A 12,538-nucleotide genomic window follows, 5' to 3' on the forward strand; every position below is an offset into this window, starting at 1 on the left:
CGTCACCCTGGAACCGAAAACCGAACCCCCACAGACCGAGTCCCGACGACGGTGGCTTCTGCCGTCACTCGGCGCGATCGCGGTCGTGCTGACGCTCCTGTCCGCCGGTTACATCGATTTCGCACCCGCCGCGCTCATCGACGGGCTCGAAGACGTGCAACGACTGCTCGGCCGCATGCTCCCACCCCGCGTCGACGACACCGGCCGGATCGTCTCGCTCGCCTTCGACACCCTGTTGATGGCAGTGCTCGGCACCGTTCTGGCCGCGATCGTCTCCGTCCCACTGGCGTTCCTCGCGGCACGCAACACGACGCCGCACCCGATCGTCTACAGCGTGGCGCGCGCGATCATCACCTTCTGCCGCGCAATGCCCGACCTGCTGTTCGCCGTCCTGTTCGTCCGCGCCCTCGGAATCGGTGTGTTGCCGGGCATTCTCGCCCTGGCACTGCATTCGATCGGCATGCTCGGCAAGCTGTTCACCGACGCCATCGAGGAAGCCGACAGCGGACCACGCGAAGCCGTGCGCGCCACCGGCGTCGGCTACGTCCGAGAAATGATCAATGCTGTTGTTCCGCAGGTCGTTCCCGCATGGATTGCAGCGTTCGTCTACCGGATCGACATCAATCTCAGGATGTCCGTCGTGCTGGGATTCGTCGGCGCAGGCGGTATCGGTTTTGCTCTGCAGGACGCCCTGCGCGGGTTGATCTATCCCCGTGCACTCGGCATCGTTCTCGTCATCCTCGCCATCATCGCGGCGATGGAGTTGGCTGCCATCCTTCTGCGGCGAATGCTGCTCGTCCCGTCGGCAGCGGGACCTGCTCGCGATCGCGCCATGAAGATGGGCGCGTCGGCCGTTCTGATCGTCACCACTATTGCGTCCTTCGTCGTCCTGGAGCTCGACCCCAGGTCGCTGTTCACCTGGATCGGGCCGTCGATCGAGGTGTTCGGCCGCATGGTCCCACCGGACTTCTCCTCTCTCGGTGCAGATCTCGTCGACGCCACCGTGCAGACCATCGCGATCGGCATCGTCGCCACCGCCATCGGCATCGTTCTGTCCATCCCGGTCGGCATCCTCGCCGCACGCAACGTCACTCCTCATCCGGTGGTGTACTGGCTGGCCAGATCATGGATCCTGCTGGTCCGCGCCGTGCCGGAGCTCATCCTTGCGGTCGTGTTCGTCGCAGCGCTCGGCCTGGGCCCGGTTGCCGGCACGTGCGCGCTCGCGATCGGCTCCGTCGGGTTCCTCGGAAAGCTCGTCGCCGACGCGGTCGAGGAGATCGACTCCGGTCCGCTCGAAGCGGTATCGTCCGTCGGCGGTGGCTGGTGGAACAAGATCGTCAATGCAGTCGTGCCGCAGGCAGTTCCGTCGATCGTCGGATCGAGCCTGTATCTGCTCGACGTCAACATACGCACCTCCACCATCCTTGGAATCGTCGGTGCAGGCGGAATCGGATTCCTGTTGTTCGAGTCGATACGCACACTCAACTTCGACGTGGCAGGCGCCATCGTCCTCGTCATCTTCGTCGTCGTCTACGCAGTCGAAAGGGTTTCCGGATGGATCAGATCACTCCTCGTCTGACGCAGGCAGCGGTATGGACGCCCGACGGCATCGACATACAGACCCTCGAGATCCCGGAACTCGCGCCGGGAGACGTTCTGGTGGACGTCGCCCTCGCCACCGTGTGTGGGAGCGACCTGCACACGGTGACGGGTCGACGCCCGGCGGCGTGCCCGTCCGTTCTGGGGCACGAGGCCGTCGGGACGGTGGTTGCGGTAGGCGACGACGCGTCGGCCTCGGTCGGTGATCGGGTGGTGTGGTCGGTGACCGTGCCCTGCGGACGATGCGCGCGGTGCGCGTCGGGATTCACCGCGAAGTGCGTCGACGTACGCAAGGTGGGGCACGAATCCGCCGTCGGCGAATGGGCTTTGAGTGGTTCCTACGCCCGGCACATCGTCTTGCCGAAGGGCACCTCCATCGCGCCGGTACCCGAGACGATGCCCGACGCCGTGGCCGCCCCAGCGGCATGCGCGACGGCGACCGTGATGGCGGCGCTCCAGGCCGCTGGCGACTTGGCCGGACGACGGGTGTTGATCTACGGCGCGGGAATGCTCGGCATCACCGCGGCCGCCGCGTCGGCTCATCGAGGTGCAGTGAGCGTGTTCGTCGTCGATCACAATCCCCAGCGGCAAAGTCACGCCCGTGCCTTCGGCGCCATCGACGACGACGATCAGTCCGTGGACGTGGCAATCGACTTCACCGGCGCTGCGGCAGCGGTGCAAGCCGCGCTCGGACGACTCGACACCGGTGGACGACTCGTTATGGCCGGATCGGTCACCCCCGGCCCACCGATCAGCGTCGACCCCGAACGCGTCGTGCGCGGATGGTTGACCATCACCGGCGTGCACAACTACGAGCCGCATCACCTGACGCAGGCCGTCGACTTCCTCGAGACGACCGGTGATCGATACCCCTGGGCCGAACTGGTCGACGCCCCGGTACCCCTCACCGAGCTCGCACGCGTCCTCGTCCCGACGCGACCGGGCATACTCCGTGCATCCGTCGCTCCCGGCGCTTCCTGAAGTCTGCGGCGCGGGTCCTGGCGGCGCCCGAACGTGTCGGTGCCCGGTGCCAAGATATCGGCATGTCACGACTCGACGAGGGATTCGACCCACCGACGGCCTGTGTGCAGTGGTGCCAGTTGCGCAGCTACGAGTTGCAGGTTCTCGACGACGGGGTCGAGGTGGATCTCGATTGGTGGAACCTGCATCTCCGCAACGCGGGCCATGAGCTTCGCCTGCGCGGACGCGACCTCGACGGCGCCGTCGTCAGCGACGGTTCGGCCATCGTGCAGCGCAACGATCTACGCGTCGGCACCGCCCTCGTCGTGGGTGATCAGCCGTCGCTCGGTCTGCTGTTCTTGTGCGCGGCATGGCAGGGTGGGCACAGGAACCGCAAATCGAAACGACGTTTTCCCGACGTCCAGAACCCGCACCTCAGCCGGCCGGACGAAGACCCGTTCGCGAAAACCCGGGCCGTTTTGGACCGGTGCATACGAGACCGCATCGTTCCCGAGCTACCAGGCGGCTCGTGGTCCGGCTGGCCGGACACACCCGGTGTCGGGATGTCACTGATGGCCACGTTCCTGTGGGCCACCGAGACGTCCGTCGAGCGCGGCAAGGCTCAGCTCATCGACCAGTACGGCGTCTCGACGCTCATCCACGAGGGGTGGCTGGAGGATCCCGCGGTCACCGGATTCACCCGCAAGCGGTACGAGCGCTACGTCGAACTGCTCACCCGCTGGGCGTCGGACATCGGTACCCGCCCCGAACTGGTGGAGATGTGGCTCGTCGAACGGTGGAACGCCCGTCGGCGAGAGGCGCGCGAGGGCCGATACGTGGAGCCAACTCTGTTCTGAAGTCCACCCGCGTCACAGATTCGTCGGTCGAGTGTCGTCGACGTGAATGGAGTTCCCTCCGGCCTTCTTGGCCGTGTACATCGCGGCATCGGCCCGGTCGCAGGCACGCCAGAGATCCTCGACCGACGAGCGGGCCGGCAGCCGTGCAACACCGATGCTCACCGTCGTGCTGCCGGCTCGCCCCTCGTCCAAGTGGACGAGGAGCCGCTGCGCCCGCACGAACGCCTCGGCGTCATCCGCCTCGACCAGGATCAGAAATTCCTCTCCCCCGATCCGCGCCGACAGTGCAGGCGCACGGAACTCCGCGTACAGGGTGCTCGCGATGTCTCTGAGCACCATGTCGCCGTGAGCATGTCCGTAGCTGTCGTTGATGCCTTTGAAATCGTCGAGATCGACGATCATCACGGAACCAGGGCCTCGCACGCGCTCGGCGAACACGGAATCGAACCCACGCCGATTCAACAGACCGGTCAGCGGGTCGTAGAACGCGGACGCAGCATCACGCCGAAGCAACAGCAAAAGCATGTGCGCGAGGATTGGCGCCGAAAACAGCACGAGCGTCAGGACCACGAGGTACGCACACGCCAGCACCACATCGGCATCCGGCGACGTCACCGCTTCGGTGAACAAGATCCCGACCGTGGTGACCGACAGAACTTGATGAGCAACGAACAGCTTCGGGCTGTGGAACGTGACGATGTAGCTGCCGATGACGCCGAGGGCTGCAGAACATGAAAGCGCAACGAACGGGTCCTGCAACAGCAGGAGCAAGATCACCCCGCCAACCTCGAGATACGCGACGAACACCCGCGACATCGTCCGCGAAAGCCAAGTCCGGCGGAGCCACACCAGGGCGATGACGGTGGCGGTCACCGCAAGCGAATACGCGATCACCCGCCCGGCACCGTCCGGCACACCGGCAGGCGTGTGCGCCGCCAGTACGCACAGCACTGCATACAATCCGCACCACGACGACACCGCCCAGTTGGCATTGCGAAGAAGCGGATCCCGTCGGTGATACGCAACGGTCCAGTCGTAGTCGGCGGGGTGAAACCACCATCGCAAAAACTGTCGCATCGTCCTCAGGCACGCCCTCTTGCAGATCCCAGGCATCACCGCAGCTCGGAACGCTACCGAGCCGACCCCTCGTGCCCGCAGTGACGTGAACCAGTCAACCAGAGTTGTCCGGCGTGAGCGACCACGGCGCAGTGCACTGAAGGCACGAGTGGTCACCCCGAGGTAACGAGCACATTCGGTCGGGCGATTCACGAATCATCACCGAACGTGCCCTCGGCAATTGGAGCAACGATGTTGAAACGGATACTCGCCACAATCGTCCTTGCCGTCGGTATCGCCGCGGTTGCGGCTCCGGCCGCATCAGCAGACCCCGTGTACTACCTGCCGGGCCCGGTGGACGCGACCGACTCGTTCGTCGGTGTCCTCGATCCCGCGGCCTACGGTTCTCGCAGCGATGCTTCCTTGCTCATCAGCCCGTATGGCACGTCCCAACCCATCCGCTGTTCGTGGGCGCGCGGACAGAGCTTCTGCAGTCAAACCGATCTCTGGGGCAATCACGTCACCCTGAACCGACTCTTCTTCGTCCCGGGGTCAGCGACGTACATGGACCGGCCGGTGTACGTCTTCACGCCCTGATACTCGACCACGCACGCAGGTCGACCCACGACGGGTTGACTAGCTGAGGTGACTGAAACCCTTCCAACTCGCAGAAGAGGGAAAGCGACTGCGCAAGAACGGGTTTCCCGATACCTCGACTGCGACTACACCGATTGACGTCAAGGTCGCCAAAACGGTCCGCTTGACAACCACTGACCTATCGCTGATAGTTTTCCTATCGTCGATAGGAGGAGATGGTGCACGGCACACAGAACGACCCCCGCCGCGCCAGGCGTGAAGCGAAAATCTCTGCAATTCTCACCGAAGCGTGGCAGCTTGCCGAGCGCGACGGGTTGGCGGTGATCTCGCTGCGCGAGTTGGCCGCCCGCGTCAACCTGCGGCAGCCGTCTCTGTACGTGTATTTCGCTTCCAAGCTCGACCTGTACGACGCCATGTTCGCCGACGGGTACCGCCAGCTCATCGACTACCTGAACAGTCAGCCGATGCCGACCGAGCCACGAGCAGCGCTCGAGCAATTCGTGGTCGAAAACGTACGGTTCTCGAGCAAGAACCCGATCGTGCACCAAATGCTCTTTCAACGCACTATCCCTGGCTTCGCACCCTCACCTGCATCCTGGGAGGTTGCCCTCGAATTCTACGGCCGAGCCAGCGAGGTCCTCGCCTGTGTCGGTGCCGACGATCAGGCCGACATCGACATCTTCAGCTCACTGATCGCCGGCCTGTGTGATCAGCAGATAGCCAACGATCCAGGTGGTGACCGATGGGTGCAGCACGTGCCGCGCGTGGTCGCAATGTTTCTCACCGGTGCAGTTCATCCGGCTCCATGATCGAGCTTTTCCTTTGCCTATACATGCCCAGAGAGGCCTACCATGACTCTTCCCACGTTCATCGACGTCGCCGCGATCCCACGGATCGAACATCGCGAAGCCATGCAGATCACTTCGGTCGAAAGCGACAAGTTCGCCGCTGCTCTACGCGCACTGCGCACAGACGATTGGAGCAAGCCCACCGTATGTCAGATGTGGGATGTGCACGCCGTCGCGGCTCACATCGTCGGATCGGCTGCCGGCCAGGCATCTCCGCGCGAATTCGTCCGGCAGGTCCGCACCGGCAAGCCTCTCGTCGCCGAGATCGGCGGGGAGTTCTGGTGGGACGGCATGAACGAGCTGCAGGTACGTGAGCGGGCCACCAGCTCGCCCGAGGAACTGATCGCGGAATGGGACACACTCGCCCCGGCTGCGCTGAAGTCACGTACCAAGCTACCCCGCCCGATCGCCAAACTACCCTTGCTGAATCTTCCTGAGCCAGTAGGACGTCAGCCGATCGCGTACCTGTTCGACGTCGGCTTCACCCGCGACGTCTGGATGCACCGGGTGGACATCACACGCGCCGCCGGCACGGAGATCGACATCGACGCTGCGCACGACGGACGTCTCGTCGCCGATATCGTCGCAGAATGGGCCGGCACACACGGCCAACCGTTCGACCTCACCCTGACCGGTCCGGCCGGCGGTTCGTACCGCGCAGGGTCGGGCGGAGAGGCAGTCGAGATCGACGCCGTCGAATTCTGCTCGCTCTTGTCCGGACGCGGTGAGGCAACGGGGTTGCTCAGCCACCCACTCCCCCTCTGACCTTCGGGCGCAAGAACGTCTCAGGCGACCGGACCCGGCTCGAGCAACACTGCCACCACCCTGCACAGGTGCCGCACCTCGGACACCGTGGGCGCCAGTTCGTAGGCATGGTGGTGACACACGTTGCTGAGCCGGTTCCAGGCCATCGCGGCAGCGTCTGCGCGTTCGGTAGTGCCCAGGGACCGAAGAATGACCAGCTTCGACCGCATGCTCGCATTCGGAACCTCGGCACCCAACGCACGAAGATGCTGGTCCACCAGATCCTCCAACGCCTGCCGCGCGAGGAAAGCCGCCAATCTCGCCGAACTACCTGCCGCACCGACGTTTCCGTCGAGCAGACGCTCCGCGTTTCGCAATGCGATTGCCGTCACGAGCTCAAAATCCCGTCGACCACGCGGCCGAGATCCCTCACCGCGTCGACATCGACCGCCACCGCGTCACCGTGCACGCCCGCGTTGCAGAGTTTGAGTGTCGGCCACCGTTCCGGTCTGTAGGACAGCCACCCGCCCAGATCCTTGTCCGCATCACCGTGTACTGCCAACGCGAGCCGATTGCGGGTCTTCTTCACATCACCCCAGCGCTTCTCGGTGTCCTCGCGGCTCTCCCCCGCCCGATGCTGGGTTGCATAGAACAATTGCTGCGCAGCGGATTCCAGAGCCAACCGGAACAAACCCGGTGCGACGCGCCGCTTCACATCGCCAGGTACATTCTCGTCGCGCACCAGGGCGTACGCGTCGTCGACGTATCGCTTGGCTTGATTGAGCGTCTCTCTGACATGAATTCTCGACCCCGTCTCGCGTGTCACCTCCACCAATCGCGCATCGACGGCCATCTGCCGGATCGCGGTGGCGAGTCGGTCGTCGTGCGAGAAGACCACCACCTGCCGGGTCTCGGCCAAGCTCGACAGCACGCGAATGAATCCGTCGATCTTGGCAGGATCCATGGCCTGAATCGGATCATCGAGAACGATGAAGCGGAACGGGCTGTTCGGCGTCGTCGCCCGCGGGATGAACAACGCCAGAGCGAGCGCATGCAATTCGCCCTGACTCATCACCGACAACGCCTCCGACGGTGCACCGTCGACCGTTCCCTTCAACACCGCTTTACGACGAGTACTGCTGCCCTCCAGACTGATTGCGCCGATATCGACGTTGCTCTCCTGCCGTAGTTCGGCCCAGATGTCCCTCGCCTGCTCCGCGATCGGCTCGAGTCGTTGATTACGAAGATCGATCGCGTGGGCGGTCATCCACTTCTTCGCAGCCTCGAGATCGGCCACGGTCCCATCCGTCTTGGCTGCCTCCCGTTCCAGCTGTACCCACGACGCCAGACGAGAAGCGATAGGCGCCCACGTGTCCTCCCGCGCCTCGATGGAGTCGAGTGCTTCCTGACGCAGCTCCTGGCCTGATTCGCTGACCGCGAACAGCGTCGAGTTCAGGTGTTCTGCGAGGCCGGAAACAGATTCCGGCACAGCCCGAGCCGTCGCAACGGCCTCGTTGTATGCAGTCAGAGAGGACAACTCGACACCCGCGACAGTGTCGGCCGTGCTCAAGTCGTCGATCAGCATGCGAGCTGCGCGGCGCGCCTCGTCCAGATCGCGTCGGGACTGCTTGAACTGTGCGAGCTTGTCGTCCTCGGCATCGATCCGCGCACGGGCATGCGCGGCCCACGCGTCGTCGAGGGTTCCGGTTTCGCACACAGGGCACCGACCATCGCCGACCAGATCGTGTAGTTCCAGAGCAGTCCCCAGCAGGGCGTTTCGCTTGTCGGCGATCGCAGCGGCATCGTTGGCGAGATCGATGTTGTTCGCGACGGCGGAACGGACTGCGGTAACGACTGTCTCGATCTGTTCGGGCATCGGTACGGCCAACCCACCGATGGTGCGCAGACCCGACAAAGCAGGTGACTGCTCGGACGTCGAACCGGTTGCAAGAGATTGCACGGCTCCGACGTCAGGCTGGCGCTTCTTCAGCAGCGCCACGGCCTGCACTGCGCGATCGTCGTCGGATTCGGCCACTATGCGTTTGAGCTGGATCAACGCGTCTTTCGCCTGCTGGCGCGGCACTTTGGCGTTCTTCAGCGCTGCAGTCAGCCGCTTCTCGGCGTCGGTGATCTCGTCGAGTCCGAGTAGTTTCGCCAACGCGTCGTACAGGGTCGACGGACTGTCTTCGACGAGACCGCCGATCTCGTCGTACGACAGGATCGGTCGGTGCAGTTCCACGGCAGACTTCCACCCGAGAGAATCGGTGCCGGGCGAGCGTTTTGCGTTTCCGACCTGCGTCCATGTCTTGTTCTCGCGCAAGGCGGCATCAGGGTCCCAGTCGACGCCGACGACGGTCTGTTCCGAACCCTCGATGGTGAGTCCGACGCGCACCTGGCACTGCGACGCGTCGTGCAGGTTGCGCCACGTGTCGGCCCACAGCTTGGCCTTGTTCTCCCATCGGTAACTCTTGCCCGTGACTGCGAATTCGAGGGCCTCCGCAAAACTGGATTTGCCGGAGCCGTTTCGGCCACTGACGATGGTGATACCGGGGGCGGGATGAAGCGGCAGCTCGGACTTCGGCCCGATACCGCGGAAGCCTGCCACCTCGATGGACGTCAGGAATGCACCGACAGGATCCTCCTGGGTCATGCCGTGCGCGGCCCGGCGGGCTTGCAGGAGAGTGACTCCGTCGAGCTGATCGTCGAGTTCGGCAATGCCTTCGAGCGCGGCAAGGACGAGGTACTTGGCTTCATCGGCCAAGTCCTGATCTGCGTCGATGGCGTCGAACACGACCTCCATGAGCGGTCTGTCCACGGCCTCGTCGGGCTTGGTCACCGGCACTCCCCTGTCGTGTCTGTCTGGTTCCCCAACCAGACCCCACAGTTCCATACGAGACCGACACTGCGCACCCGTACAAGGGAAGGACGCGTACACCGCTCCAGTTGGAAACGCCGTTTCCTTCATTGTCTCCGATCTGAAACATTGATACCTTGTCGGTAGCCACGAGCGCACCGAGGAGAGACTCCCGACGATGACACCGCCGACACACCCGTTCGACATGACGAGCCTCCAAGGCGCGATGCGCGCGGTGCTGCCCAGCCTCAGAGCCAGTGATGCGTCGGTGATTCGGCTCGTTCTCGATCAGCCGGAGTTCGTTCAGAACGCGTCGACTGCAGAGGTCGCCGAGCGCGCCGGTGTATCGAACGCAACCGTGGTTAGGGCGGCTCGAGCTGCCGGTTTCTCGGGGTTCAGCGACCTGAAGTTCGCGGTGGCTCGGGCATCCGGCGGGGCAGGAATGTTTGTCCCACCTCCCCGCCTGACCGATGTGACGACACCCAAGGAACTCGTCGATTCGATCTTGTCGAGCCATGTCAACGTCATCGGAGCCGTCCGAGGAACCCTGAGCGAGGAAGTCGTGCAGCAGGTCGTGGGCGAACTCGATCAGGCCGAACGGATACTGATATCCGGATCGGGCACGTCGTCGGCCGTCGCCGCGGACGCCGCGGTCAGGTTCACCTCGATCGGACTGATGGTCCAGGCGCCGGTCGATCATCTGTCCACGCTCGTCGTCGCCCGTCTCCTCCGCCCGTCGGACATCCTCCTCGCTGTCAGCCACACAGGAATCACTCCGCAAACCGTCGCTGTGGCCGAGGCCGCTCGTCATGTCGGCGCCACGGTCGTGGCCATCACCAGTTTCACCTCGTCGCCGCTCGTCGACATCGCCGATCACGTGCTCGTCGCGGGTGGCTCGGAGCTCGATTTCCAGCTCGCTCAATCCAGCAGTCGCCTGGCACACCTGACCGTCGTCGACATACTGCACGCGGGAGTTGCGTTGGCGGACATGGACCGAACTCGCCGCGCCGAGGCAATAGGCTTCGACACACCGGTCCGAGACCGACGGTGAATCACGCAGCACTCGGGCTGGTCGGTCTCGCAGCAATATTCCACGCCGTGTGGAACATTGCAGCAAAACGATTCACCGGGGACGCCGCCGTCTTCGTGTGGATGTACATGACCGCATCGGCCGTGCTGTGCCTCCCGGTAGCGCTGTTGTTCGGCGAGTGGACCGCATCATGGGCCTTGCTCATCGGCCCACTCGTGACGGCAGTCCTGCACATCGGGTATTCACTGACCCTCCAAGTCGGTTATGCACGAGCCGATCTGAACGTGGTCTACCCGGTCGCACGCGGCACAGGACCGTTGATCACCGTTGTCGTCGCGGTCACCGTGCTCGGCGAACGCCCGGGAATTCTGCCGCTACTGGGCGGCGTGATCATTCTTCTCGGAATACTCGTCGTGACCGGGTACAAACGTCGCCAGAATGGTTCGGTGTCAACAGGAGTGCTGTTCGGATCCGCAACCGGTGCGATGATCGCCGCCTATACCCTGTGGGATCACTTCTCCGTCGTCACTCTCGACCTGTCGCCGGTCACGTATTTCGCGTTGGCGGTCTCGATACAATCGCTGCTGCTCACGCCCAAGGTGCTCGGCAAGGGGGCGCAGTTGAAGAGCGCATTCGGGACCTATCGGCGAGAAGTCCTACTCGTCGGAGCGCTCTCCCCCGCTGCGTACATCCTGGTTCTCGTTGCAATGAAATCCCTGCCGCTGTCGGTGGTCGCCCCAGCCCGTGAGTCGTCGATCGTCATCGGATCCTTGCTGGCGTGGTGGATGTTCCACGAAAGCAACCCTGTCCGACGACTGGCAGGTTCGGCCGTCGTGCTGACTGGCATCGTGTTAATCGCAGTCAACTGACTCTCGCGATCCCGGTCCCTCAGTGGCTTGAAGCGTAAGCCAATGCGTGTCCTGTGAATTCCACACACAGCTGTACGAGGTCGCCGACAACCACGTCCGGGTTTACCGGCTTGTATCTGTAAATAAAATCAGGCTCGTACCCGAGCCACTTCTTCTTCCGACCGCTGTACTCACCGAGTAGCCGAGAGGCGCTTTCCGCTACGTCGAAATCAAAATAGTCAAGAAACGTTTGTTCGACGAAGCGCTCTCGTTCCGCCCGGCGATTCCTCCACGGGCCATCGATATCGTCATCCAGGATGACCGAGAGTCGCATCTGGCCACCTTGATACTGCCAGCCAACGTAATGTCCTCCGCCCGTGCGAGCATGGAAATCCATCCTGCCACGAGTATTTGATAAGCCGACCTCCACAGTGACCGACGAACGCATGAGCATTTCGATAGTGGAGGCCATCCCGGCGATCCTCAATTTTTCGACCAACGGTAAGAGGCGCGCTCCGCGAAGCTCCTCTCGCGCGTCGACCGAAAGATGGAGGGGCTCACTGCCAGTTTCCGAAAAAGCAAAGCTGTCCCGGAGGCCAACCAAGAGACGGACAAGTTCGACATAATTCTCAACAAGTAGCGCGTCGAACTCCTGGTCGTTCTCGCGCAAGACCTTCGCCGACGCGGCCAGTGGTACGAGCAGTTCCGAGTAGTCGACATGCCGCCATGGCTTGGGAACGTCGAAACCTGGCCGGATAAGCGTGAGCAGTATGAAAGACGTCTTGCCCTCGTCGAAAATCGCGGTACAGCCCGCATGGTAGTCAACCAGTTGCTGGCGGTTGGGAATGGAGTGGAGCTTGTTTTCCAGAACAAGGTCTCGACCAGCCGTCCCACCGAACACCGCGAGGTCGAGGTTCATCCATTCTCGCCGGACCTCTGTGAGTTCAGGCCACCCAGCGATGGCGTCCGTTTTGAAATACTCCATCACCGGCACCGACGCAGCAGGCTGTTCTTTTATCAACCAGTAGAGCATGTTCGAGTGGAACTGGCGTGTTCCCGGTAAACGAGGCCAGGACGTTCTAGAGTCTTGTTGCCCGTGAACTGGGCGGATAGGACACTGAACAACATGGCTGGACGCAAGCGGA

At 63.3% G+C, this 12,538-nt stretch carries 12 protein-coding genes; 8 read left to right on the forward strand and 4 right to left on the reverse strand.

The genetic code is table 11. The features are described from left to right. Positions 1–7: 7 nt before the first annotated feature. From phnE to CH293_RS20070, 3 genes are all read left to right on the forward strand, one after another. Positions 8–1,579 carry a phosphonate ABC transporter, permease protein PhnE gene (gene phnE, locus CH293_RS20060; protein ID WP_255122933.1) on the forward strand — a complete coding sequence of 524 codons (1,572 nt, stop codon included), beginning with the start codon at positions 8–10 and terminating at the stop codon, positions 1,577–1,579. Then, positions 1,555–2,580 (forward strand): zinc-binding dehydrogenase, encoded by a 1,026-nt coding sequence (locus CH293_RS20065; RefSeq protein WP_094721296.1) that lies wholly within the window; start codon positions 1,555–1,557, stop codon positions 2,578–2,580. The genes phnE and CH293_RS20065 overlap by 25 nt, the downstream gene beginning before the upstream one ends. A gap of 62 nt (positions 2,581–2,642) precedes the next feature. Further along, positions 2,643–3,416 carry a hypothetical protein gene (locus CH293_RS20070; RefSeq protein WP_094721297.1) on the forward strand — a complete coding sequence of 258 codons (774 nt, stop codon included), beginning with the start codon at positions 2,643–2,645 and terminating at the stop codon, positions 3,414–3,416. A gap of 12 nt (positions 3,417–3,428) precedes the next feature. Here the strand turns inward: CH293_RS20070 and CH293_RS20075 are convergent, their stop codons facing one another. Next, positions 3,429–4,493 carry a GGDEF domain-containing protein gene (locus CH293_RS20075; RefSeq protein ID WP_255122932.1) on the reverse strand — a complete coding sequence of 355 codons (1,065 nt, stop codon included), beginning with the start codon at positions 4,491–4,493 and terminating at the stop codon, positions 3,429–3,431. A 231-nt stretch (positions 4,494–4,724) separates the two neighbouring features. On the opposite strand from CH293_RS20075, the gene CH293_RS20080 reads away from it, so the two are divergent. From CH293_RS20080 to CH293_RS20090, 3 genes are all read left to right on the forward strand, one after another. Further along, on the forward strand, positions 4,725–5,069 hold the full coding sequence (locus tag CH293_RS20080) for a hypothetical protein (RefSeq protein WP_094721299.1): 345 nt from the start codon (positions 4,725–4,727) through the stop codon (positions 5,067–5,069). Positions 5,070–5,284: 215 nt separating this feature from the next. Then, complete coding sequence (locus CH293_RS20085; protein ID WP_094721300.1) at positions 5,285–5,878, forward strand: TetR/AcrR family transcriptional regulator; 594 nt, start codon at positions 5,285–5,287, stop codon at positions 5,876–5,878. A 42-nt stretch (positions 5,879–5,920) separates the two neighbouring features. After that, a complete protein-coding gene (locus tag CH293_RS20090; RefSeq protein ID WP_094721301.1) occupies positions 5,921–6,682 on the forward strand; it encodes a maleylpyruvate isomerase family mycothiol-dependent enzyme in 762 nt (253 codons plus the stop codon). A gap of 20 nt (positions 6,683–6,702) precedes the next feature. Here the strand turns inward: CH293_RS20090 and CH293_RS20095 are convergent, their stop codons facing one another. Both CH293_RS20095 and CH293_RS20100 read right to left on the reverse strand, forming a co-directional pair. Then, positions 6,703–7,053, reverse strand: coding sequence for a hypothetical protein (locus CH293_RS20095; RefSeq protein ID WP_019663318.1), 351 nt, complete (start codon positions 7,051–7,053; stop codon positions 6,703–6,705). Continuing rightward, positions 7,050–9,497: an AAA family ATPase gene (locus tag CH293_RS20100; protein ID WP_094721302.1), complete on the reverse strand. Its 2,448-nt coding sequence runs from the start codon at positions 9,495–9,497 to the stop codon at positions 7,050–7,052. Before CH293_RS20100 ends, CH293_RS20095 begins: the two co-directional genes overlap by 4 nt. A 196-nt stretch (positions 9,498–9,693) precedes the next feature. Between CH293_RS20100 and CH293_RS20105 the strand changes: the two genes are divergently transcribed. Together CH293_RS20105 and CH293_RS20110 are read left to right on the forward strand one after the other, a co-directional pair. Then, on the forward strand, positions 9,694–10,566 hold the full coding sequence (locus tag CH293_RS20105; protein ID WP_094721303.1) for a MurR/RpiR family transcriptional regulator: 873 nt from the start codon (positions 9,694–9,696) through the stop codon (positions 10,564–10,566). After that, a complete protein-coding gene (locus CH293_RS20110) occupies positions 10,563–11,414 on the forward strand; it encodes a DMT family transporter (RefSeq protein ID WP_094721304.1) in 852 nt (283 codons plus the stop codon). The genes CH293_RS20105 and CH293_RS20110 overlap by 4 nt, the downstream gene beginning before the upstream one ends. Positions 11,415–11,433: 19 nt before the next feature. Here the strand turns inward: CH293_RS20110 and CH293_RS20115 are convergent. Further along, positions 11,434–12,538 (reverse strand): hypothetical protein (locus CH293_RS20115; protein ID WP_217900775.1); only part of this gene is annotated, 1,105 nt, incomplete at its 5' end.

It is taken from the genome of Rhodococcus sp. 14-2470-1b (genome assembly GCF_002259415.1).
Taxonomy (GTDB): domain Bacteria; phylum Actinomycetota; class Actinomycetes; order Mycobacteriales; family Mycobacteriaceae; genus Rhodococcoides.

Bases quoted from the DNA above. Each gene is read 5' to 3' on its own strand.
- CH293_RS20065 (WP_094721296.1), top strand. From the start codon at position 1,555: ATGGATCAGATCACTCCTCGTCTGACGCAGGCAGCGGTATGGACGCCC.
- CH293_RS20070 (WP_094721297.1), top strand. From the start codon at position 2,643: ATGTCACGACTCGACGAGGGATTCGACCCACCGACGGCCTGTGTGCAG.
- CH293_RS20075 (WP_255122932.1), bottom strand. From the start codon at position 4,493: ATGCGACAGTTTTTGCGATGGTGGTTTCACCCCGCCGACTACGACTGG.
- CH293_RS20080 (WP_094721299.1), top strand. From the start codon at position 4,725: ATGTTGAAACGGATACTCGCCACAATCGTCCTTGCCGTCGGTATCGCC.
- CH293_RS20085 (WP_094721300.1), top strand. From the start codon at position 5,285: ATGGTGCACGGCACACAGAACGACCCCCGCCGCGCCAGGCGTGAAGCG.
- CH293_RS20090 (WP_094721301.1), top strand. From the start codon at position 5,921: ATGACTCTTCCCACGTTCATCGACGTCGCCGCGATCCCACGGATCGAA.
- CH293_RS20105 (WP_094721303.1), top strand. From the start codon at position 9,694: ATGACACCGCCGACACACCCGTTCGACATGACGAGCCTCCAAGGCGCG.